Origin of the sequence: Pseudomonas sp. BNK-7 (assembly GCF_048072025.1) — a bacterium.
GTDB classification, from domain to species: Bacteria; Pseudomonadota; Gammaproteobacteria; order Pseudomonadales; family Pseudomonadaceae; genus Aquipseudomonas; species Aquipseudomonas danubii.
Genome location: NZ_CP182252.1, coordinates 2,098,676 through 2,119,501 on the forward strand (window position 1 = coordinate 2,098,676; position 20,826 = coordinate 2,119,501).

Sequence of the window (20,826 nt, forward strand, 5' to 3'; positions counted from 1 at the left end):
TTTCCGGCTACAGGTTGAGTGTCAGGCTGACGGTGAAGTTGCGCGGCTCGCCGGGCGTGACCCAGTAGTTGCTGTAGGAGCGCTCGTAGTACTTCTCGTCGAACAGGTTGTTCAGGTTCAGGCCCAGGGTCAGGTTGTCACTGGCCTTGTAGTGGGCCAGCAAGTCCAGGGTGCGGTAGGCGGGCAACTCGAAGCGGCCTCCGGCCTCGCCCGAGCGATCGCCGACGTAGGTCAGGGCGGCGCCGACGTCCGAGCCTTTGAGTCGTCCGTCCTGGAACTCATAGACGCCCAACAGGCTGCCACTGTGCTTGGCCACGCCGAGTATGCGACTGCCGGCGGGGATCGCCCGATCACCCTTGGTGACCTCGGCATCGATCAGCGCATAGGCACCAATCACCCGCACCGCATCGCTCAACTGGCCGGTCACTTGCACGTCGAAGCCCTGGCTGCGGGCCTTGCCCACGGCGCGGCTGGAGTCGGTGCCGGGGTCCAGGGCCAGGACGTTTTCCTTGTCGATATGGAAGGCGGCGAGGGTGGCGCTCAGGCGTTCGTCGAACAGCTCGCTCTTGATCCCCACTTCATAACCGACCCCTTCCTCGGGCTTGAAGGTCTTGCCGGCCGCATCCAGCCCGTTGTTGGGCTTGAACGAGGTGGAGGCGTTGGCGAACAGGCCCAACTGCGGAGTCAGTTGATAGAGCAGGCCGGCGCGCTGGGTCAGGGCGTCGTGGCTCTGGCGGCTGCGCTTGCCGGTGGTGTGGTCGTCGATCCGTTGCTCGAAGTGTTCAAAGCGGGCGCCGAGCATGCCGCGCAAGCGGTCGTTGAAGACAATCTGGTCCTGCAGGTTGAGGGCCTGGCTTTCGACATGTTCGAAAAAGTCCGTGCCGGAACGTTTGCCGTTGGGCTTGGCCTGGCCGTAGATCGGGTCGTAGATGTCGACAGCGTAGGCGCCGCCGGCGATGGTGGTGACCCGCTCGTTCTTGCGGTAGTTCTCGTATTCGCTGCCGATCAGCAGTTCGTGCTGCCAACTGCCGATGTCGAACAGGCCGCGCAGTTCCAGTTGGGTGATGCTGTCGTACCAGTTGTTGTCGCGCTCGCGATAGCGCCGGTTGACGGTGTGCTGGTCGGCATTCAACGGGCGGGTTTCCGAGGCAAAGCCCCACAACTTGCCTTCCTTGTAGTGGCTGGCCAGGCGCAGCTTCCAGCTGTCGTTGAGGTGATGTTCCAGGGCGGCCTGGAGCATGGTGTTGTGGTTGTCGATGTTGCCGTCGTTGGGTTCACCGAGGAAGGTCGAGCGCGAGACGCCGCTCCAGCGATTGTTGGGCGCGACGATGCCGCGGTCGAAGGTCGAGCTGTGGCGCACGAACTCGCTCTCCACCAAGAGGCTGGTGTCCGGGTTCAGCTGCCAACTGAAGGAGGGGGCGACGAACAACCGGCGGCTGTCCACATGGTCGCGGAAGCTGTGGTTGTCCTCCACCGCCAGGTTGACCCGGGACAGCAGGTTGCCCTGGTCATCCAGCGGGGTGTTGAGGTCCAGGGCGGTGCGGTAGCGGTCCCAGCTGCCGGCGCTGGTCTGCAGGGTGGCGAAGGCTTCGGGCTGAGGTTTCTTGGTGACGATGTTCACCGTGCCGCCGGGATCGCCCCGGCCATAAAGGCTGGCCGCCGGTCCCTTGAGCACTTCGATGCGTTCGATATTGGCCGCATCCGGGGTGCTGGGATAACCGCGATTGGCGCTGAAACCGTCCTTGTAGAACTCCGAGGTGGTGAAGCCGCGCACGCTGTATTCATACAGGGTCAGGCCGCCGAAGTTGTTCTGCTTGGAGACTCCGCCGGCGAACTCCAGGGCTCGCTCGACGTTACTGCTGCCCAGGTCCTTGAGCACGCTGGCGGGGATCACGCTGATGGACTGCGGGATATCGCGGATTGCCGTGTCAGTCTTGGTGGCGCTGGCCGAGCGAGTGGCCCGGTAACCTTTGACCGGGCCGCTGGCAGACTCGTATTCGGTGGTGATGCGGGTGGTTTCAAGTTCCAGCGACTGCGGTTCTTCGGCAAGCAGCGGGTCTGCCAGCAGGCCCAGGGTCAGGCCTGCCAAGGGGAGGATTTTTCGGGACGTCATCGGGCTGTTCCAATAGCAATATTGAAACAATATAACATGACTGATGAGAATGTATGTTGTTAGCCCGGCATGGCCGGGCGCACATTCACTCTTCTTCTTTGACCGGTGCGGGCGGTGGACGCAGGCCGATTTCTGCGGTCAGCTTGAGTTCCTTGCCGTTGCGCATGACCTGGATCGAGACTTTGTCCGTCGGCTTGATCCGCGCCACCTGATTCATCGAACGACGACCATCGCCGGCGGGTTCGCCGTCGATGCTGAGGATCACATCACCCAGCTGCATACCGGCCTTCTGCGCCGGACCGTCGCGGAAGATCCCGGCCACCACGATTCCAGGCCGCCCGGCCAGGCCGAAGGACTCTGCCAGCTCCTGGGTCAGCGGCTGCACTTCGATGCCCAGCCAGCCCCGGATCACCTGGCCATGCTCGATGATCGATTTCATCACCTCCATGGCCAGTTTGATCGGGATCGCGAAGCCGATGCCCTGGGAACCGCCGGACTTGGAGAAGATGGCGGTGTTGATCCCGGTCAGGTTGCCGTTGGCGTCTACCAGTGCGCCACCGGAGTTGCCTGGGTTGATCGCGGCATCGGTCTGGATGAAGTCTTCGTAGTTGTTCAGGCCCAACTGGTTGCGCCCGGTGGCGCTGATGATGCCCATGGTCACGGTCTGGCCGACCCCGAACGGGTTGCCGATGGCCAGGGCGACATCACCGACACGGACGCTTTCCGAGCGGCCGACGGTGATCGAAGGCAGTTTTTTCAAGTCGATCTTGAGTACCGCCAGATCGGTTTCCGGATCGCTGCCGATGACCCTTGCCAGGGTTTCACGGCCATCCTTGAGCGCCACCACGATCTGCTCGGCGCCGGAGGTCACGTGGTTGTTGGTCAGCAGGTAGCCTTCGGGGCTCATGATCACCCCGGAACCCAGGCTTGACTCCATGCGCTGCTGCTTGGGCAGGTTGTCGCCGAAGAAACGCCGGAACTGCGGGTCTTCAAACAGCGGATGCGCGGGTTTGTTGATCACTTTGGTGGTGTACAGGTTGACCACCGCGGGCGCGGCAATCAGTACCGCATCGGCGTAGGAGACTGGCCCCTGCTGGGTACTGGTGGTTTGCGGAGCTTGCTGCAGGTTGACGTCCAGGCTGGGTAGCCCGACCCATTGCGGATAACGCTGAATAATCAACAACGCGATAAGCACGCCGGCCAGTAGCGGCCAGCCAAAAAAACGCAGAGCCTTGAGCATTGAGCAAGTCCTGGGTGGTTACGAAGGGCTGCGCACGGCCCATAATGTCGCGCATTATACGAGGCCGCGCGCGCCTCTGAACGGGATATTTAGGAGTCTTTTATGGCCGTTGCCCTGAGCACACTGGTGGAAGAAGCGGACCGCTACCTGGGCAGTTCACGTATCGCCGACTATTGCCCCAATGGCTTGCAAGTCGAAGGACGCCCGCAGGTGATGCGCATCGTCAGTGGCGTGACCGCCAGCCAGGCGTTGCTGGACGCAGCCGTGGAGGCCAAGGCCGATCTGGTGCTGGTGCATCACGGCTACTTCTGGAAAGGCGAGAACCCCTGCATCACCGGAATGAAGCAGCGTAGGTTGAAAACCCTGCTCAGGCACGACATCAGCCTCTTGGCCTATCACCTGCCCCTGGACCTGCACTCGGAGGTGGGCAACAACGTGCAGTTGGCCCGGCAGTTGGATATCACCGTGGAAGGCCCATTGGACCCGGAGAACCCCAAGGTCGTCGGTCTGGTCGGTTCCCTCAGCGAACCCATGACGGCGCGGGACTTTGCCCGGCGGGTGCAAGAAATGATGGGCCGCGAACCCTTGCTGATCGAAGGCAGCGAGATGATCCGTCGGGTCGGCTGGTGCACCGGCGGCGGCCAGGGCTACATCGACCAGGCGGTCCAGGCCGGCGTTGACCTGTACCTGAGTGGTGAGGCTTCGGAACAGACCTTCCACAGCGCCCGGGAAAACGACATCAGCTTCATTGCTGCCGGTCACCACGCCACTGAGCGTTACGGCGTCCAGGCCCTGGGCGACTACCTGGCCCGGCGCTTCGCCCTGGAGCATCTGTTCATCGACTGCCCCAACCCGATCTGACCCCGTGCAGGAGCCGGCTTGCCGGCAAAAAGATCTTCAGCCCTGAAGTGCGCTTGCAAGCGCCTTCGCTGGCAAGCCAGCTCCTATAGAGGGGGCGTTTGGGGGCTAACGGAGCGGTATATTCATATACCGTTTCGTTCTAGTTGGCGTCCTGATTAGAAGCAGGTCGCTGTGCTAGCATGCCCCGCTCGAACACGGCCCGCTGGCCGTCCATAAGAAAGCTTTCGTGAGTAGCCATGGTCGACAAACTGACGCATCTGAAACAGCTGGAGGCGGAAAGCATCCACATCATCCGCGAGGTGGCCGCCGAGTTCGACAACCCGGTGATGCTGTACTCCATCGGTAAAGACTCCGCCGTGATGTTGCATCTGGCCCGCAAGGCGTTCTTCCCCGGCAAGCTGCCGTTCCCGGTGATGCACGTCGATACCCAGTGGAAATTCCAGGAAATGTACAAGTTCCGCGATCGCATGGTCGAGGAACTGGGCCTGGACCTGATCACCCACGTCAACCCGGATGGCGTGGCCCAGGGCATCAACCCGTTCACCCACGGCAGTGCCAAGCACACCGACATCATGAAGACCGAGGGCCTCAAGCAGGCTCTGGACAAGTACGGTTTCGACGCCGCATTCGGCGGTGCCCGTCGCGATGAAGAGAAGTCCCGCGCCAAGGAGCGCGTCTACTCGTTCCGCGACAGCAAGCACCGCTGGGACCCGAAGAACCAGCGCCCCGAGCTGTGGAACGTCTACAACGGCAAGGTCAACAAGGGCGAGTCGATCCGCGTGTTCCCGCTGTCCAACTGGACCGAGCTGGACATCTGGCAGTACATCTACCTGGAAGGCATCCCGATCGTGCCGCTGTACTTCGCCGCCGAGCGTGAAGTGATCGAGAAGAACGGCACCCTGATCATGATCGATGACCAGCGCATCCTCGAGCATCTGTCCGATGAAGAGAAAGCCCGCATCGTCAAGAAGAAAGTGCGTTTCCGTACCCTTGGCTGCTACCCGTTGACGGGCGCGGTGGAGTCCGAGGCCGAGAGCCTGACGGACATCATCCAGGAAATGCTCCTGACGCGAACTTCCGAGCGCCAGGGTCGGGTCATCGACCACGATGGCGCCGGCTCGATGGAAGATAAAAAACGTCAGGGTTATTTCTAAGGGGCTGTCATGTCGCATCAATCTGATTTGATCAGCGAGGACATCCTCGCTTACCTGGGCCAGCACGAACGCAAAGAGCTGCTGCGCTTTCTCACCTGCGGTAACGTCGACGACGGCAAGAGCACCCTGATCGGGCGTCTGCTGCACGACTCGAAGATGATCTACGAAGACCATCTGGAAGCCATTACCCGGGATTCGAAGAAGGTCGGCACCACCGGTGACGACATCGACCTGGCGTTGCTGGTCGATGGCTTGCAGGCCGAGCGCGAGCAGGGCATCACCATCGATGTCGCCTATCGTTATTTCTCCACCGCCAAGCGCAAGTTCATCATCGCCGACACCCCCGGCCATGAGCAGTACACCCGCAACATGGCCACCGGTGCTTCCACCTGTGACCTGGCGATCATCCTGGTGGACGCCCGCTACGGTGTGCAGACCCAGACCCGTCGTCACAGCTTCATCGCCTCCCTGCTGGGCATCAAGCACATCGTCGTGGCCATCAACAAGATGGACCTCAAGGACTTCGATGAAGGTGTGTTCGAGTCGATCAAGGCCGACTACCTGAAGTTTGCCCAGGGTTTGAAGATCCAGCCCACCAGCCTGCACTTTGTGCCAATGTCGGCCCTCAAGGGCGACAACGTGGTGAACAAGAGCGAGCGTTCGCCCTGGTACACCGGCCAGTCGCTGATGGAAATTCTCGAGACTGTGGAAGTGGCCGGTGACCGCAACTTCACCGACCTGCGTTTCCCGGTGCAGTACGTCAACCGTCCGAACCTGAACTTCCGTGGTTTTGCCGGCACCCTGGCCAGCGGCATCGTGCACAAGGGCGACGAAGTCGTGGTGCTGCCGTCGGGCAAGAGCAGCCGGGTCAAGTCCATCGTCACCTTCGAGGGCGAGCTGGAGCAGGCCGGTCCAGGCCAGGCCGTGACCCTGACCATGGAAGACGAGATCGACATCTCCCGCGGCGACCTGCTGGTGCATGCCGACAACGTGCCGCCGGTCACCGACAGCTTCGAAGCCATGCTGGTGTGGATGGCTGAAGAACCGATGCTGCCGGGCAAGAAGTACGACATCAAGCGCGCCACCAGTTATGTGCCGGGTTCGATTGCCAGCATCAATCACAAGATCGATGTGAACACCCTGGAAGAGGGCGCGGCCAGCGCGCTGCAACTGAACGAGATCGGCAAGGTCAAGATCAGCCTCGACGCGCCGATTGCCCTGGATGGCTACGAGAGCAACCGCACCACCGGTGCTTTCATCGTTATCGACCGCTTGACCAACGGCACCGTCGGCGCCGGCATGATCATCGCCCAGCCAGTGGCCCATGGCAGCGCCACCCACCATGGCAAGCTGGCTCATGTGGCCACCGAGGAGCGTGCCCAGCGCTTCGGCCAGCAACCGGCCACCGTGCTGTTCAGCGGCCTGTCGGGCGCGGGCAAGAGCACCCTGGCCTACGCGGTGGAACGCAAGCTGTTCGACATGGGCCGTGCGGTGTATGTGCTCGATGGCCAGAACCTGCGGCACGACCTGAACAAGGGCCTGCCACAGGATCGTACCGGGCGTACCGAGAACTGGCGCCGTGCGGCTCACGTGGCCCGGCAGTTCAACGAAGCTGGCCTGCTGACCCTGGCCGCGTTCGTGGCGCCGAGTGCCGAAGGGCGCGAGCAGGCCAAGGACCTGATCGGCAAGGATCGTCTGTTGACGGTGTATGTCCAGGCATCGCCTGCGGTGTGCGCTGAGCGTGATCCTCAAGGCCTGTACGCTGCCGCTGGGGACAACATCCCGGGCGAGTCCTTCCCCTATGACGTTCCGCTCAACGCCGATCTGGTGATCGACACCCAGGCGCTGTCGGTGGAAGAGAGCGTCAAGCAGGTGCTGGACCTGTTGCGTGGCCGCGGCGTGATCTAAGCCGTAGCAAAAAGCCCGCAGCCGAGTGATCGGCTGCGGGCTTTTTTGTGCACTGCAGATAGCGTCAGCCGGCCAGGACGGTGCAGCTGCGCAGGCGCTGGCCTGCCAGCGAACAGGCCCTCAGGGCTTTGCCGGATACTCGCGATGCAGTTCTTCCAGCAGCGCGTCCTTGTCCAGCCACTGCTGGTTGATCCAGCCCTGGAATGCCTGGCGATAGGTCGTGTCCTGCTCGTAATTCTTGCCAATGAACTGCGGTGGAATCTGCACTTCCTCAAAGCGCACCACCACCTCCTTGACCCTGCCGCACAGCAGGTCCCAGAAACCGGGCCGGCCAGCGGGGTAGTGGATGGTCACATCGATGATCGATTGCAATTGCTCGCCCATGGCATCCAGGACAAAGGCGATGCCGCCGGCCTTGGGCTTGAGCAGGTAGCGGAACGGCGACTGTTGCTGGGCATGCTTGCCTTCGGTGAAGCGCGTGCCTTCGACGAAGTTGAAGATCCCCACCGGGTTGTTGCGGAACTTCGCGCAGGTCTTGCGAGTGGTTTCCAGGTCCTTGCCCTTTTTCTCCGGATGCTTTTCCAGGTAGGCCTTGGAGTAGCGCTTCATGAACGGAAAGCCCAGGGCCCACCAGGCCAGACCAATCACCGGCACCCAGATCAGCTCCTGCTTGAGGAAGAACTTCAGCGGGCGGATGCGGCGGTTGAGCACGTACTGCAGGACCATGATGTCGACCCAGCTCTGGTGGTTGCTGGTGACCAGATAGGAGTGCTGGTAATCCAGGCCTTCAAGGCCTTTTACGTGCCAGCGGGTGCGGCACACCAGCTGCATCCAGGCCTTGTTATTGCTGATCCAGGCTTCGTGGGTGTGGTTCATCAGCCAGTGGGTGAAGCGCTGGGTGAGGGCGAAGGGCAGGGCCTTGCAGATCGCCACGCAGAACAGGAACGAGCACAGCAGGATGGTGTTCAGCGCCAGCAGGATCGAAGCGATGATCCCGCGCACGGCGGCAGGTAGGAATTCCAGCATTTAGACATCCATGGGTCGGTTGGCGGCTTGAATCGCGGTCAGGGCGATGGTGTAGACAATGTCATCCACCTGGGCGCCCCGAGGCAGGTCGTTAACAGGCTTGCGCAGGCCTTGCAGCATCGGCCCCAGGCTCACGCAATCGGCACTGCGTTGCACGGCCTTGTGGGTGGTGTTGCCGGTGTTCAGGTCGGGGAACACGAAAACCGTGGCCTTGCCTGCCACCTGGCTGTTGGGGGCCAGTTGCCGGGCGACGTTTTCGTTGGCCGCGGCGTCGTATTGCAGCGGGCCGTCGATCAACAGCGAACGCTGGGCTTCATGGGCCAGCAGGGTCGCCTCGCGGACTTTCTCCACTTCTTCGCCGCTGGCCGAGTCGCCGCTGGAGTAGCTGATCATGGCCACTCTTGGGGTAATGCCGAACGCCGCCGCCGAGTCGGCACTCTGCAGGGCGATCTCCGCCAGTTCGCTGGCGCTGGGGTGCGGGTTCATCACGCAGTCGCCGTAGACCAGCACCTGCTCGGGGAACAGCATGAAGAAGACCGAGGACACCAGGGTGCAGCCCGGGGCGGTCTTGATCAGTTGCAGGGCCGGGCGGATGGTGTTGGCGGTGGAATGGATGACCCCCGATACCAGGCCATCCACCTCATCCAGGGCCAGCATCACGGTGCCGATCACCACCGGGTCCTCCAGTTGCTGCTCGGCCATGGGGGCGTTGAGGCTCTTGCTCTTGCGCAGGGCCACCATGGGCTCCACGTAGCGCTCGCGAATCAGGTCCGGGTCGAGAATCTCCAGGCCTTCGGGCAACTCGATGCCCTGGGCCCGGGCTACCGCATGCACTTCCTCTGGCTTGGCCAGCAGTACACAACGGGCGATGCCCCGGGCCTGGCAGATGGCGGCGGCCTGTACGGTCAAGGGTTCGCTGCCTTCGGGCAGGACGATACGCTTGTTGGCGTCCTGTGCCCGCTGGATCAACTGATAGCGGAACACCGCCGGCGACAGGCGCATTTCCCGCGGAGTGCCGCAGCGCTGGTGCAGCCAGTTGGCGTCCAGGTGGCTGGCGACGAAGTCGGTGATGATTTCCGCGCGCTCGCGGTCATCGATGGGGATTTCCTTGTTCAGGCCATTGAGCTGGTTGGCGGTGTCGTAGGACCCGGTGCTGACCGACAGTACCGGCAGGCCGGCGTTCAGGGCACCACGGCACAGATCCATGATGCGCGGGTCGGGCAGGGTGTCGCTGGTCAGCAGCAGGCCGGCCAGGGGCACACCGTTGATCGCCGCGAGACTCACGGCGAGGATGATGTCGTCGCGATCCCCCGGGGTCACCACCAGTACGCCGGGCTTGAGCAGTTCCACGGTGTTGCGCATGGTGCGGGCGCAAATGATGATCTTGGTCATGCGCCGGGTTTCATAGTCCCCGGCATTGAGCACCTGGGCGCCCATCAGGTCGGCTACGTCGCGGGTGCGCGGTGCGTTCAGTTCCGGCTGGAAGGGAATGCAGCCCAGCAGGCGGAAGTCGCCGCTGCGCAGCAAGGGCGAGTGCTCCTTCAAACGGGCGGAGAACGCCTCCATGCTTTCGTCGGTACGCACCTTGTTGAGGATCACCCCCAGCACTTTCGGGTCTCGCGGGCCGCCGAACAACTGCGCCTGCAGCTCGACCCGTCCCGACAGCTCGGTGAGCACTTCGTTTTCCGGAGCAGAGACCAGGATCACTTCGGCATCCAGGCTTTTGGCCAGGTGCAGGTTGACCCGGGCGGCGTAGCTGGCGCTGCGGGTCGGCACCATGCCTTCGACGATCAGCACGTCCTTGCCGATGGCGGCCTGCTGGTAGAGGGTGATGATTTCCTCCAGCAATTCATCCAGCTGGCCATCGCCGAGCATTCGCTCCACATGGGCCAGGCCCAGGGGTTGTGGCGGCTTCAGGCCGTGGGTCCGGGCTACCAGCTCGGTGGAGCGCTCGGGGCCGGTATCACCGGGGTGGGGCTGGGCAATGGGCTTGAAAAAGCCGACCTTGAGGCCGGCCCGTTCCAAGGTACGCACCAGCCCGAGGCTGATGGAGGTCAGACCCACACCAAAATCGGTGGGCGCGATAAAAAAAGTTTGCATGCGAGTTCTCAGAAGGTGCATGGCAAAGGCGACGGTCTGCAGCCGTCTGCCTGGTCGTCAGGCGCTAAGGTTATCGTTATCCGGTGCTTGAGCACACCAGCCGCAGTCAAAGCGCTGGCCTATTTTTTCCGCCCGCAACTGCGGGTCCAGTACCCAGGCCCGGGATTGCCAGGGCGGCAAGTGGCGCAGGTGCTGGGTATGCCCACAGGACAGTTCGGCCACCCAATGACCCTCTTCGTCCTGATGGAAACCGCAGATTGTCGAGTGATTTTTCACGTTCCGTTGGTCCGGGTTCCGTTCGCTTTCGAGCGATTGCTTCGCTAAACTTGCCCTTTCTTCATTCTTATGCAAAAGGTCCCGCCCCATGCTGATCGCCGCCAATAAGGCTGTCTCCATCGACTATACCCTCACCAACGATGCTGGTGAGGTCATCGACAGCTCTGCCGGCGGCGCCCCGCTGGTTTACCTGCAAGGCGCAGGTAACATCATTCCTGGTCTGGAAAAGGCTCTGGAAGGCAAGCAAGTCGGTGACGAACTGAACGTCTCCGTGGAACCTGAAGATGCCTACGGCGAATACGCTGCCGAACTGGTCAGCACCCTGAGCCGCAGCATGTTCGAAGGCGTCGACGAACTGGAAGTGGGCATGCAGTTCCACGCGTCCGCTCCGGACGGCCAGATGCAGATCGTGACCATCCGTGATCTGGACGGTGACGACGTGACCGTAGACGGCAACCACCCGTTGGCCGGTCAGCGCCTGAACTTCCAGGTCAAGATCGTTGCCATCCGTGATGCCAGCCAGGAAGAAGTCGCTCATGGTCACGTCCATGGCGAAGGTGGCCATCACCACTGATTTTCTGCGCTAAGCTCAAGCTTACTGGAGAGGCGCCCGAGGGCGCCTTTTTAGTCCGCGGCTTTTGGCTGTACTGTCGAGAGGCTGTTTTTCTGTAAGAACACAGGAATTTGGAGTTCGTCATGAGTGCTTTTCACGACCTTAAATTGAAAGCCCTGGATGGTCAGGAGCTGCCGCTCGCGCCCTTCAAGGGGCAAGTCGTGCTGGTGGTCAACGTCGCCTCCAAATGTGGTCTGACACCACAATATGCGGCGTTGGAGAATCTCTACCAGCAATACAAGGCCCAGGGATTCAGCGTGCTGGGGTTGCCCTGCAACCAGTTCGCCGGGCAGGAACCGGGCACCGAGCAGGAGATCCAGGAGTTTTGCAGCCTCAACTACGGGGTGACTTTTCCCTTGAGCAGCAAACTGGACGTGAACGGTCCCGAGCGTCATCAGCTGTACCGTTTGCTGGCGGGCGAGGGCGCGGAGTTTCCCGGGGATATCACCTGGAACTTCGAGAAATTCCTGTTGGGCAAGGACGGTCGGGTACTGGCGCGTTTCTCGCCCCGTACCGCTCCGGATGATCCGACTGTGGTCCAGGCCATCGAAAAAGCCCTGAGCTAAGCACTGCCGGGCCCCTCTTTCACGCCGCTGCAATGCGGCGTTTTTGCATCTAAATCACTCAAATCAATAATGCTGTGCAGCACTGTGAGGGGGCCATATTATCCTCATCATAAGTGCGCCGGGGCAGGTACCCGGCGCAGTCTTGTGCGTCGAGTATCGACTCGAGCCTTTTTGTCGGAGTGCAGCATGCCTGTTCAAGCCTTGTTCAAACCCTTTCAACTCGGCGCGCTGGAGCTGCCGAGCCGCGTAGTGATGGCGCCGATGACCCGTTCGTTTTCTCCGGGTGGCGTGCCCAACGCCAAGGTCATCGAGTATTACCGCCGCCGCGCTGCTGCGGGTGTCGGCCTGATCATCACCGAAGGCACCACGGTGGGGCACCAGGCCGCCAACGGTTACCCCAATGTGCCGCAGTTCCATGGCGAGGCGGCCCTGGCCGGGTGGAAGAAGGTGGTGGATGCGGTCCACGCCGAAGGTGGCAAGATCGTTCCGCAACTGTGGCATGTGGGTAATGTGCGGCGCCTGGGCACCGAGCCGGACGCCAGCGTGCCCGGCTATGGCCCGACCGAGAAGCTCAAGGACGGCAAGGTGCTGGTGCACGGCATGACCCACCAGGACATCCAGGAAGTGATCGCAGCCTTTGCCCAGGCCGCCAAGGATGCCCAGAGCATCGGCATGGACGGTGTGGAAATCCATGGTGCCCACGGTTACCTGGTGGATCAGTTCTTCTGGGAGGGCACCAACCAGCGCACCGACGAATACGGCGGCGATCTGGCGCAGCGCTCGCGTTTCGCCATCGAGTTGATCCAGGCGGTGCGGGCTGCCGTCGGCCCGGATTTCCCGATCATCCTGCGTTTCTCCCAGTGGAAGCAGCAGGATTACAGCGCGCGTCTGGTGCAGACCCCGGAAGCTCTGGGCGCCTTTCTCAAGCCGTTGGCAGATGCAGGTGTGGATATCTTCCACTGTTCGACGCGACGCTTCTGGGAGCCGGAGTTCGAAGGCTCGGACCTGAACCTGGCAGGCTGGACCCGCAAGCTCACCGGCAAACCCACCATCACCGTGGGCAGCGTCGGCCTGGACGGCGAGTTCCTGCAGTTCATGGTCAACACCGACAAGGTGGCGCAGCCGGCCAGCCTGGAAAACCTGCTGCAGCGCTTGAACAACGACGAGTTCGACCTAGTGGCCGTGGGTCGGGCGCTGCTGGTGGACCCGGATTGGGCGCAGAAAGTCCGTGAAGGCCGTGAGCAGGACATCCTGCCGTTCAGCCGTGAAGCACTGACGACCCTGGTCTAACTTCTGGCCCCGGGCGGTGAGGGGGGCAGCCTCCTTGCCGCACCAAGTGTCTCTGTGGCGCTGCGTGGTTCCAGCGCCGCTTCGATCATCCCTTCGTAATCCACGACCGGTGCTGGCTGGCAGACACTGCGCAACTGATCCTCAAACTGTGCGATCACGGCCGGCCAGCCCTGGCGGCTGGCGTGTTGCCGGGCGTTGAGACGTACCCGGCGCAGGGTTTCCGCCTCCTCCAGCAGCCAGCCGGCGGCCTCACAGAACGCGCCTTCATCCCCGGGCATGGCCAGCACGCCGTTGTAGCCATGGCGGATATGCTGGGCTGCCGCGGCCTGATCGTAGGCCACCACCGCCAGCCCGGAAGCCAGGGCTTCCAGCACCACATTGCCGAAGGTTTCCGTAAGACTGGGAAACAGGAACACATCCCCCGAAGCGTAATGGGCCGCCAGGGCTTCACCCCGCTGACTGCCACAGAACAGGGCCTCGGGCAGGCTTTTCTCCAGGGCGGCGCGTTGTGGGCCGTCACCCACCACGATCAGTTTCATCTTCCGCTGTGGATAAGTGGCCTTGAGCTGCTCGAAGCAGCGCTTGAGCAGGCTCAGGTTCTTCTCCGGGGCCAGGCGCCCGACATGGATCACCGCCAGATCATCGTTGCCCAGGCCCCAGCGGGTGCGCAGCTCATTGAGGCGTTTGGCCGGATGGAACAGTTGGCTGTCGACGCCACGGGACAGCAGGGCCAGGCGTTCGAAGTGCCGACGCTCCAACTCCAGGCGCTGACTGGCGCTGGGCACCAGGGTCAGCTTCGAACGGTTGTGGAACCAGCGCAGGTAATGGGTCAGCAAGCGCGTCAGCAAACCCAGGCCGTACTGGCTGGAATACTGCTGGAAGTTGGTATGGAAGCCACTGACCACCGAAATTCCCAGACGTTTCGCCGCCCGCAGCGCGGACAGCCCCAGCGGGCCCTCGGTGGCGATGTAGAGCACGTCCGGGCGTTGGCGTTTCCAGCGTCGCAGCAGTTTATGCATCGACGACTGGCCCCATTGCAGCCCCGGGTATCCCGGCAGCGGCCAGCCGCGGCACAGCATCAGGGCCTCGTCGCTGGGACGGCTCTGATCACAACCCTGGCGCGGACGCACCAGTTCCACCTGATGCCCACGGGCACGCAGGCCATCACACAGGCGGCCAAGGGTATTGGCCACGCCATTGATTTCCGGTGGGAAGGTTTCAGTGATGAGGGTGATGTGCAGAGCTGTCGTCATGACCTCAGTGTCGACTGAGGCCATGTCGTCATTGTGACGTCTGGATGATGGATTTATGACGCGCCAGCCTTATTTGGCCGGCAGGTTCTCCATCCCGCGCTCACGCACCCAGAAGAGCGTCGCCCCGGCCACGGCGGCCGGCATCATCAGGATGTTGACGAAGGGGATCATCAGCGCCAGGTAGACGATGCCGCCAAAACCCAGGCTCTGCCAGCGCTTCTGCCGCAGCCAGACGATCATCTCCTGCCAGCTCATCTTGTTGTTATCCGCCGGGTAGTCGATGTACTGGATGGCCATCATCCAGACGCCGAACAGCAGCCACAGCGGCGCGGCAATCAGGTTGACCACCGGGATCAGCGACAGGATGAACAGGCCGATGGCCCGGGGCAGGAAGTAGCCGAGCTTGCGCATTTCCCGGGATAGGGTGCGGGGGATCATGGCGATCAGTTCGCCCCAGCTGAAGGGCGGGAAATCGTCAGTGCCACGCACCACGATTTCGACTTTTTCCGATAGAAAGCCGTTGAAGGGAGCGGCGATGATATTGGCCAGCATGGTGAAGGTGAAAAACACCATCAACACCACCAGCACCATGAACAGCGGCCAGAGGATGTAGCTCAGAAAGCTCAGCCATTGCGGCAGGGTCGGCATCAGGGTGTCGATCCACAGGCTGAACTGGTGGCCGGCGAAATAGATCAATCCGACGAACAACACCAGGTTGATCACCAGGGGCAGTAGCACGAACAGGCGCAGGCCGGGACTGAGGACCAGTTTCAGGCCTTCACGCAGGTATTGCGGGCCGGACAGTACGGGGGCGGGCATAGAACGCTCCGAGCAGATGGAAAACGCGCCGACCTTACCGGCTTTACCCGGGGGGCGAAAGCACCGTGAACAGGTCGACATCAACGGTAACAAAGACCCTTTCAAATGGGCCTGCTGAGGATAGAGACCGCCTATGAGCTGGATTGTTAAACCGTATTTCCTTAATCTTCGCCCCCTCTATACGCTTCACCCATTATTTTTTGGACGGTCGAGTTCAAGCCTTCCCCAAGGTTTCACCGTCCTTTTTTATTCCAGCCGGCAATCCGGCGTTCCGCGCCAGGGCACCCGGGCCGGTCGATAGGAGTGAGTCATGTCTGAAGTACGCCATTCGCGTGTGATTATTCTCGGTTCCGGCCCTGCCGGTTACAGCGCCGCCGTCTATGCCGCCCGTGCCAACCTGAAGCCGCTGCTGATCACCGGCATGCAGGCCGGTGGCCAACTGACCACCACCACTGAAGTCGACAACTGGCCTGGCGACGTGCACGGCCTGACCGGCCCGGCGCTGATGGAGCGGATGCGCGAGCACGCCGAGCGTTTCGAAACCGAAATCGTCTTCGACCATATCAATGCCGTGGACTTCGCTGCCAAGCCTTACACCCTGACCGGCGACAGCGCGACCTACACTTGCGACGCCCTGATCATCGCCACCGGCGCCAGCGCCCGTTACCTGGGCCTGCCTTCGGAAGAAGCGTTCATGGGCAAGGGTGTATCGGCCTGCGCTACCTGTGACGGTTTCTTCTATCGCAACAAGCCGGTGGCGGTGGTCGGTGGTGGCAACACCGCTGTCGAAGAAGCCCTGTACCTGGCCAACATCGCCAGCACCGTGACCTTGATCCACCGTCGCGAAACCTTCCGCGCCGAGAAAATCCTGATCGACAAGCTCAACGCCCGCGTGGCCGAAGGCAAGATCATCCTCAAGCTCAATGCCAACCTGGACGAAGTCCTGGGCGACAACATGGGCGTGACCGGTGCGCGCCTGAAGAACAACGACGGCAGCTTCGACGAGCTGAAAGTCGACGGCGTGTTCATCGCCATCGGCCACACCCCGAACACCTCGCTGTTTGAAGGCCAGTTGACCCTCAAGGACGGTTACCTGGTGGTGCAGGGCGGTCGTGACGGCAATGCCACGGCCACCAGCGTCGAGGGTATCTTTGCCGCTGGCGACGTGGCTGACCACGTTTACCGTCAGGCCATCACCTCGGCCGGCGCCGGCTGCATGGCGGCACTGGACACCGAGCGTTACCTGGACGGTCTGCAGAACGCAGCACACTGATTTCCAGGCGATAAAAAAACCGGCGCAAGCCGGTTTTTTTATGGGTGATGGTTTTGTCGGAGCCAGATCAGCGGCGAGTCAGCGGCTGGGCGGCGAACTTGACCCCGGCCAGGCCGTGGGCGATCAGGGCGCGGATATTGCCGTGGTCAGTGCCTTCGGGGGTGGTCAGTACCGAGCGGTAGTGCTCGCCGAAGGCGAGCAGGGCTTCTGTGTCGCTCAGGCCTTCCAACAGGGCCAGGCCCAGGGTCTTGCACGAGCCTTCGTTCTGCCCGGCGGCGTTTTCCACGCCACCGTTGTTGAAGGCCTGGGGCTGGTAGTCGTAACCGGCGGCGATAAAGGCCAGGGTGTCGGCAAAAGCGTGTTCACCGCTGTTCAGGCTGGCGCGCAGGGTGTTCAGATCAGTCATGGGACTTTCCTTTGGCGAACGCCGCTTGCTGCTCGGCGCTGGCTTCTTTCTGGTAGAGATTTTTCCATTCGGCGTAGGGCATGCCGTACACCACTTCACGGGCGTCATCGAGGCTGACCTCGATCTGGCGTTCGTCGGCCTCGGCCTTGTACCACTTGGACAGGCAGTTGCGGCAGAACCCGGCCAGGTTCATCAGGTCGATGTTCTGCACGTCCTTGCGGTTGTCCAGGTGGGCCACCAGGCGGCGAAAGGCCGCGGCTTCCAGTTCCAAGCGTTGTTGAGGGGACATAAGACTCACTGCACGTAGAGGGATGGGAATAGCTGCCAGCGGCCAATCAAAGCCGAATCGCTTTGACTGGCCGCTTGGCGCTAGCGACTTGCCGCTAACGTGATCGATACCGATTCGGCAAAGCGCAGGGCGTGGGGTTTGTCGACTTCGACTTCGGCGTACTGCACCGAGAGGTTGCCCATCACCAGGTCCAGCAGTTCCTGGGTCAGGCGCTCCAGCAAGGCGAAGCGATTGCCTTCGACGTGGGCAATGATTGCCTTGGTGATGGTGCGGTAGTTCAGCGCGTGATCGATGTCGTTGTCGCGCACCGCATCCTGGGCGGGGTACAGGATGGTCAGGTTGATCAGCACATCCTGCTTGTTGAGGATCTCTTCCTCGTTGATTCCGATATAGGTCCGCAGGAGCAGGTCCTTGACTCGGATACGAGCCATTCCTGGCTGAAGTTGTGGCATTGCTACTTGCTCCGTCCAATCAATTGCAGGAATTCCTGGCGAGTGGTGCTCGAATCGCGAAAGGCGCCGAGCATCACCGAGGTGTGCATGGTGGAATTCTGTTTCTCGACGCCGCGCATCATCATGCACATGTGCTTGGCTTCGATCACCACCGCGACGCCCGCGGCCTGGGTCACGCTTTGCACCGCGTCGGCGATTTCCCGGGTGAGATTTTCCTGGATCTGCAGGCGTCTGGCGAACATATCGACGATCCGGGCGATCTTCGACAGCCCCAGCACCTTGCCGGTAGGAATATAAGCCACATGGGCCTTGCCGATGAAGGGCAGCAGGTGATGTTCGCACAGGGAGTACAGCTCGATGTCGGCGACTATCACCATTTCGTCGCTGTCAGAGGCGAACAGTGCGCCATTGACGATCTCGTCCACCGACTGGCTGTAGCCATGACACAGGTACTGCATGGCCTTGGCCGCGCGCTTGGGGGTGTCGAGCAAACCTTCGCGCTCGGGGTCTTCACCGAGGCCCTTGAGGATCTCGCGGTAGTGTTGGGGCAGGGAAAGGCTCATGCAAGGTCCTCGTGGGGGCCGGCTTATTTGACGTGCCGCCCGCCGTTGACGGTCAAGGTGGTGCCGGTGACATAGGGGTTGTCCAGCAGGTAGCGCAGGCTCTGGTAGATCACTTCGCTGCCGGGTTCGATGCCCAGGGCGGATTTGGCCAGGGTCTTGGCGCGGTACGCCGCGTCGTCGTCGGGGTTGAACAATAGCAGGGCCGGAGCGATGCCGTTGACCTTGATTGCCGGGGCGTATTTTGCCGCGAAGGACAGGGTCAGGCTGTCCAGCCCGGCTTTGCTGGCGCAGTAGGCGATGTGCTTGCTGCTGCCCTTGCGGGTCACGTCGTCGCTGATGTGGATGATGTCCGCCGGGCTCGAACGCTGCAGCAACTCTGCGCAGTGCAGGTTGATCAGGTAGGGCGCGAGCATGTGCACGCTGAACATCCGGGTAAAGGCGGCGCTTTCCTCGCCTGGGCTTTCTTCCAGCCACTCTGAGGCGTTGTGGACGATGGCCCGCAAGCGGTCGGTGTGGTGTTTCACCGCGCTGATCAGGGCCAGGATTCCGGCTTCGCTGGAGAAGTCGGCATGCAGCAGGATCGCGCCCTTTTCCCGCAAGGTCTGCAGGCCCGGGCGGTCGCTGCGGTATGTGACGATCACCGGTTGCCCGTCTTCCAGCAGGCGCAGGGCGCAATGCAGGCCGACACGCTGGCTGGCACCAGTGATCAGGATCGGAGCGGAGGAGGTGTTCATGAAGGACTCGCGTCGCGGGTAGGGGAAAACTATACCAGCGGTGGGACGGGTTGTGCCTGTTGCTCGGGGGCTGCGCTGGCAAGCCAGATCAGCAGCCGACTCCTGCGCAGTGTGCAGGAGCCGGCTTGCCGGCGAATCACGGATTCTGCGTCGAGGCGCTGGTCGGTAGCGGGCGCGCCGGTGTGCTGTTGAGCCAGTTAGCCAGCAGGCGGGTGGACATCGGAATGAAGAAGTAGACCATCAACGGGGTCAACGCCAGGGTGCTGACAAACACTCGGGGCAGCAGGCTCAGGTCGCTGAGCAGGGGACCTAAGACGAAGTTGAACAGCAGCGACACCGGGAAGAACGCCAGCCAGATGGCCACGGCCTGTTTCCAGCGCGGTGGTCGTTGTCCGGCTGCGCCGAACCAGCCATCGATACCGCTGACGCGATGTTCCGATGGGTGGGCAAACAAGTCGCTGCCCCGGGCCAGCCAGGCGGTGCGCGAGGCGGAGTGTTCCCAGGTGTGCAGGGTCTGTTCGTCGGCGAAGCGGAAGATGATCTGGAATTCGTCGTCGTCAGGTGGTGGGGCCAGAACGCCGGAACCCAGGTAGCCGGGAAAGTCGGTGGCCAGTTGTTCGCCTTCGCGCAGCCAGGCGATCAGGTCCTGGTAACGGCCGTCGGCAACGCGCCGGGCAACCATCAGGGTGACGGGTGAGGTAGACATTATGTATCTCCGTAAACCAATGCGCGGCCTGGGTAAGGCAGTCGCTGACGTGGCGCCGGGGTAGTGGGCCGCGCCTGAATCAAGCAAGGATTATTCCTGATTGGCGCGAGGCTACCAATGACACCGGTCGGTTTTTCTCGCGCTTGAAGCATTTGCACCTGGGGAGAGTAGAATGGCCGCCACTTTGTTTACTGGTGTTTTCTCCCCAGATGCCCGTCATGACTGAACCTGTCCCTGTTGCTCCGGCTCCTGACCCTGCCCGTCAGGATGAGCTGTTTCCGATCCGTGAAGTGGCGCGCCTGACTGGAATCAACCCGGTGACCCTGCGAGCCTGGGAACGACGCTACGGTCTGATCCAGCCGACGCGCACCGAAAGCGGGCATCGCCTGTATTCCATGCACGATGTTGAGGCGGTGCGGGAGATTCTGGGTTGGATCGAGCGCGGTGTGGCGGTCAGCAAGGTCGGCAAGATTCTGGCCAAGAGCCGGGCAGACCAGGCTCAGGCCAAGGTGGCGGTGGACGATGGCCTGCAAGGTGAATATGGCCAGTGGCGCGATCAGTTGAAGCTGGCGGTGAGCGCTTTCGATGAAGAGCAACTGGAGCGTCTCTACGGCCAGGTCTTCTCCAGCTACGCCTTGCCGGTGGTATTCCAGGACATTTTCCTGCCGTTCTGGAAGCAACTGCTGCAGGACCGGGAGACTTTCGGTCAGACCAGCGAGTGGTTGTTTCTGGATGGTTTTTTGCGGGCGCGGATCACGCAAAGGCTGGTGTTGCAGCGTGCCACTCAGCACCGGCAACTGCTGCTGACGGCGCTCAGCCCGCAGTGCCGCGAACTGGAGCTGCTGGTGGCGGCGCTGATGCTCGGGCATGACCAGATCGGTGTCCGCCTGCTGGGGCCGGGAGCACCGCTGGATGAACTGACCCTGGTCTGCGAAAAACTCAAGCCTGTGGCCCTGGTGGTGTTTTCCAATCACGCGCCGACGGCGGAGTTGCCCAAGCGCCTCAAGCGTCTGGCGCTGACTCTGGACTGTCCATTGATGCTTGCCGGAGATGCGGCGGACCTGGCCCAGGAAAGCTTCAGCGGTTCGCCGGTGGCGTGCCTGGGAAATGAGGGGCGCCTGATGCAGAAGCGCCTGCGGCAGTTCCTCAGCGGTCGCCTGGATACCTGAAACGGCTCTCGGTCA

General features: G+C 62.1%; 21 protein-coding genes. 8 read left to right on the forward strand and 13 right to left on the reverse strand.

All coding sequences use genetic code 11. The features are described from left to right. Positions 1-7: 7 nt before the first annotated feature. Positions 8-2,113 carry a TonB-dependent siderophore receptor gene (locus tag ACMGF8_RS09695; protein ID WP_416759422.1) on the reverse strand — a complete coding sequence of 702 codons (2,106 nt, stop codon included), beginning with the start codon at positions 2,111-2,113 and terminating at the stop codon, positions 8-10. 85 nt (positions 2,114-2,198) lie between these two features. Continuing rightward, positions 2,199-3,353 carry a Do family serine endopeptidase AlgW gene (gene algW / locus ACMGF8_RS09700; RefSeq protein WP_102861163.1) on the reverse strand — a complete coding sequence of 385 codons (1,155 nt, stop codon included), beginning with the start codon at positions 3,351-3,353 and terminating at the stop codon, positions 2,199-2,201. Positions 3,354-3,455: 102 nt separating this feature from the next. On the opposite strand from algW, the gene ACMGF8_RS09705 reads away from it, so the two are divergent. The 3 genes from ACMGF8_RS09705 (at position 3,456) to cysN (ending at position 7,276) form a co-directional block, all read left to right on the forward strand. After that, positions 3,456-4,214, forward strand: a complete 759-nt coding sequence (locus ACMGF8_RS09705; protein ID WP_207815808.1) for a Nif3-like dinuclear metal center hexameric protein — start codon at positions 3,456-3,458, stop codon at positions 4,212-4,214. A 236-nt stretch (positions 4,215-4,450) separates the two neighbouring features. Then, positions 4,451-5,368 carry a sulfate adenylyltransferase subunit CysD gene (gene cysD / locus ACMGF8_RS09710; RefSeq protein WP_102861165.1) on the forward strand — a complete coding sequence of 306 codons (918 nt, stop codon included), beginning with the start codon at positions 4,451-4,453 and terminating at the stop codon, positions 5,366-5,368. Positions 5,369-5,377: 9 nt separating this feature from the next. Next, positions 5,378-7,276, forward strand: coding sequence for a sulfate adenylyltransferase subunit CysN (cysN, locus tag ACMGF8_RS09715; RefSeq protein ID WP_102861166.1), 1,899 nt, complete (start codon positions 5,378-5,380; stop codon positions 7,274-7,276). A 120-nt stretch (positions 7,277-7,396) separates the two neighbouring features. On the opposite strand, the gene ACMGF8_RS09720 is transcribed toward cysN, so the two are convergent. Genes ACMGF8_RS09720 through ACMGF8_RS09730 form a run of 3 tightly spaced genes read right to left on the reverse strand, consistent with a single transcriptional unit; the run spans position 7,397 to position 10,798 of the window. Next, entirely contained in the window at positions 7,397-8,302 is a 906-nt protein-coding gene (locus tag ACMGF8_RS09720) for an acyltransferase (RefSeq protein WP_207167073.1), read from the reverse strand. Beyond that, positions 8,303-10,402: a phosphate acetyltransferase gene (gene pta / locus ACMGF8_RS09725; RefSeq protein WP_102861168.1), complete on the reverse strand. Its 2,100-nt coding sequence runs from the start codon at positions 10,400-10,402 to the stop codon at positions 8,303-8,305. 57 nt (positions 10,403-10,459) lie between these two features. Then, a complete protein-coding gene (locus tag ACMGF8_RS09730; RefSeq protein WP_102861709.1) occupies positions 10,460-10,798 on the reverse strand; it encodes a DUF3565 domain-containing protein in 339 nt (112 codons plus the stop codon). Between ACMGF8_RS09730 and ACMGF8_RS09735 the strand changes: the two genes are divergently transcribed. From ACMGF8_RS09735 to ACMGF8_RS09745, 3 genes are all read left to right on the forward strand, one after another. Continuing rightward, complete coding sequence (locus ACMGF8_RS09735; RefSeq protein WP_102861169.1) at positions 10,767-11,252, forward strand: FKBP-type peptidyl-prolyl cis-trans isomerase; 486 nt, start codon at positions 10,767-10,769, stop codon at positions 11,250-11,252. The two genes, ACMGF8_RS09730 and ACMGF8_RS09735, sit on opposite strands and share 32 nt — an antisense overlap. 122 nt (positions 11,253-11,374) lie before the next feature. Beyond that, a complete protein-coding gene (locus ACMGF8_RS09740) occupies positions 11,375-11,857 on the forward strand; it encodes a glutathione peroxidase (protein ID WP_102861170.1) in 483 nt (160 codons plus the stop codon). A gap of 186 nt (positions 11,858-12,043) precedes the next feature. Further along, a complete protein-coding gene (locus ACMGF8_RS09745) occupies positions 12,044-13,147 on the forward strand; it encodes an NADH:flavin oxidoreductase (protein ID WP_102861171.1) in 1,104 nt (367 codons plus the stop codon). Here the strand turns inward: ACMGF8_RS09745 and ACMGF8_RS09750 are convergent. Both ACMGF8_RS09750 and cysZ read right to left on the reverse strand, forming a co-directional pair. After that, positions 13,144-14,424, reverse strand: a complete 1,281-nt coding sequence (locus ACMGF8_RS09750) for a glycosyltransferase family 4 protein (protein WP_115581617.1) — start codon at positions 14,422-14,424, stop codon at positions 13,144-13,146. The genes ACMGF8_RS09745 and ACMGF8_RS09750 overlap by 4 nt on opposite strands. A gap of 45 nt (positions 14,425-14,469) precedes the next feature. Continuing rightward, positions 14,470-15,219, reverse strand: coding sequence for a sulfate transporter CysZ (gene cysZ, locus ACMGF8_RS09755; RefSeq protein WP_102878389.1), 750 nt, complete (start codon positions 15,217-15,219; stop codon positions 14,470-14,472). Positions 15,220-15,529: 310 nt separating this feature from the next. On the opposite strand from cysZ, the gene trxB reads away from it, so the two are divergent. Continuing rightward, positions 15,530-16,492 carry a thioredoxin-disulfide reductase gene (trxB, locus tag ACMGF8_RS09760; protein ID WP_060837566.1) on the forward strand — a complete coding sequence of 321 codons (963 nt, stop codon included), beginning with the start codon at positions 15,530-15,532 and terminating at the stop codon, positions 16,490-16,492. 67 nt (positions 16,493-16,559) lie between these two features. Here trxB and ACMGF8_RS09765 read toward each other — a convergent pair whose 3' ends face one another. The 6 genes from ACMGF8_RS09765 to ACMGF8_RS09790 all read right to left on the reverse strand — a co-directional run bounded on the left by ACMGF8_RS09765 (position 16,560) and on the right by ACMGF8_RS09790 (position 19,642). Beyond that, complete coding sequence (locus ACMGF8_RS09765; RefSeq protein WP_207167076.1) at positions 16,560-16,898, reverse strand: HopJ type III effector protein; 339 nt, start codon at positions 16,896-16,898, stop codon at positions 16,560-16,562. Next, a complete protein-coding gene (locus ACMGF8_RS09770; RefSeq protein WP_102861175.1) occupies positions 16,891-17,187 on the reverse strand; it encodes a DUF1244 domain-containing protein in 297 nt (98 codons plus the stop codon). Before ACMGF8_RS09770 ends, ACMGF8_RS09765 begins: the two co-directional genes overlap by 8 nt. Positions 17,188-17,267: 80 nt before the next feature. After that, positions 17,268-17,639 (reverse strand): dihydroneopterin triphosphate 2'-epimerase, encoded by a 372-nt coding sequence (gene folX / locus ACMGF8_RS09775; protein ID WP_102861176.1) that lies wholly within the window; start codon positions 17,637-17,639, stop codon positions 17,268-17,270. Positions 17,640-17,641: 2 nt separating this feature from the next. Then, entirely contained in the window at positions 17,642-18,202 is a 561-nt protein-coding gene (folE, locus tag ACMGF8_RS09780) for a GTP cyclohydrolase I FolE (protein ID WP_102861177.1), read from the reverse strand. A 23-nt stretch (positions 18,203-18,225) separates the two neighbouring features. Continuing rightward, entirely contained in the window at positions 18,226-18,936 is a 711-nt protein-coding gene (folM, locus tag ACMGF8_RS09785; RefSeq protein ID WP_207167077.1) for a dihydromonapterin reductase, read from the reverse strand. Between the two features lie 136 nt (positions 18,937-19,072). Continuing rightward, complete coding sequence (locus ACMGF8_RS09790) at positions 19,073-19,642, reverse strand: antibiotic biosynthesis monooxygenase (protein WP_102861179.1); 570 nt, start codon at positions 19,640-19,642, stop codon at positions 19,073-19,075. Between the two features lie 209 nt (positions 19,643-19,851). Here ACMGF8_RS09790 and ACMGF8_RS09795 point away from each other — a divergent pair, with 209 nt between their 5' ends. Next, positions 19,852-20,811, forward strand: coding sequence for a MerR family transcriptional regulator (locus ACMGF8_RS09795; protein WP_102861180.1), 960 nt, complete (start codon positions 19,852-19,854; stop codon positions 20,809-20,811). Positions 20,812-20,826: the final 15 nt, after the last annotated feature.

Excerpts from the sequence above, each read along its gene's own strand:
- ACMGF8_RS09720 (WP_207167073.1), bottom strand. The coding sequence starts at position 8,302 with ATGCTGGAATTCCTACCTGCCGCCGTGCGCGGGATCATCGCTTCGATC.
- ACMGF8_RS09750 (WP_115581617.1), bottom strand. The coding sequence starts at position 14,424 with ATGGCCTCAGTCGACACTGAGGTCATGACGACAGCTCTGCACATCACC.
- ACMGF8_RS09770 (WP_102861175.1), bottom strand. The coding sequence starts at position 17,187 with ATGTCCCCTCAACAACGCTTGGAACTGGAAGCCGCGGCCTTTCGCCGC.
- pta (WP_102861168.1), bottom strand. The coding sequence starts at position 10,402 with ATGCAAACTTTTTTTATCGCGCCCACCGATTTTGGTGTGGGTCTGACC.
- ACMGF8_RS09730 (WP_102861709.1), bottom strand. The coding sequence starts at position 10,798 with ATGGAGACAGCCTTATTGGCGGCGATCAGCATGGGGCGGGACCTTTTG.
- trxB (WP_060837566.1), top strand. The coding sequence starts at position 15,530 with ATGTCTGAAGTACGCCATTCGCGTGTGATTATTCTCGGTTCCGGCCCT.
- ACMGF8_RS09740 (WP_102861170.1), top strand. The coding sequence starts at position 11,375 with ATGAGTGCTTTTCACGACCTTAAATTGAAAGCCCTGGATGGTCAGGAG.
- cysZ (WP_102878389.1), bottom strand. The coding sequence starts at position 15,219 with ATGCCCGCCCCCGTACTGTCCGGCCCGCAATACCTGCGTGAAGGCCTG.
- folE (WP_102861177.1), bottom strand. The coding sequence starts at position 18,202 with ATGAGCCTTTCCCTGCCCCAACACTACCGCGAGATCCTCAAGGGCCTC.
- cysD (WP_102861165.1), top strand. The coding sequence starts at position 4,451 with ATGGTCGACAAACTGACGCATCTGAAACAGCTGGAGGCGGAAAGCATC.
- ACMGF8_RS09745 (WP_102861171.1), top strand. The coding sequence starts at position 12,044 with ATGCCTGTTCAAGCCTTGTTCAAACCCTTTCAACTCGGCGCGCTGGAG.
- ACMGF8_RS09790 (WP_102861179.1), bottom strand. The coding sequence starts at position 19,642 with ATGTCTACCTCACCCGTCACCCTGATGGTTGCCCGGCGCGTTGCCGAC.
- ACMGF8_RS09795 (WP_102861180.1), top strand. The coding sequence starts at position 19,852 with ATGCCCGTCATGACTGAACCTGTCCCTGTTGCTCCGGCTCCTGACCCT.
- cysN (WP_102861166.1), top strand. The coding sequence starts at position 5,378 with ATGTCGCATCAATCTGATTTGATCAGCGAGGACATCCTCGCTTACCTG.
- ACMGF8_RS09705 (WP_207815808.1), top strand. The coding sequence starts at position 3,456 with ATGGCCGTTGCCCTGAGCACACTGGTGGAAGAAGCGGACCGCTACCTG.
- ACMGF8_RS09735 (WP_102861169.1), top strand. The coding sequence starts at position 10,767 with ATGCTGATCGCCGCCAATAAGGCTGTCTCCATCGACTATACCCTCACC.
- folM (WP_207167077.1), bottom strand. The coding sequence starts at position 18,936 with ATGAACACCTCCTCCGCTCCGATCCTGATCACTGGTGCCAGCCAGCGT.
- algW (WP_102861163.1), bottom strand. The coding sequence starts at position 3,353 with ATGCTCAAGGCTCTGCGTTTTTTTGGCTGGCCGCTACTGGCCGGCGTG.
- ACMGF8_RS09695 (WP_416759422.1), bottom strand. The coding sequence starts at position 2,113 with ATGACGTCCCGAAAAATCCTCCCCTTGGCAGGCCTGACCCTGGGCCTG.
- folX (WP_102861176.1), bottom strand. The coding sequence starts at position 17,639 with ATGCCACAACTTCAGCCAGGAATGGCTCGTATCCGAGTCAAGGACCTG.
- ACMGF8_RS09765 (WP_207167076.1), bottom strand. The coding sequence starts at position 16,898 with ATGACTGATCTGAACACCCTGCGCGCCAGCCTGAACAGCGGTGAACAC.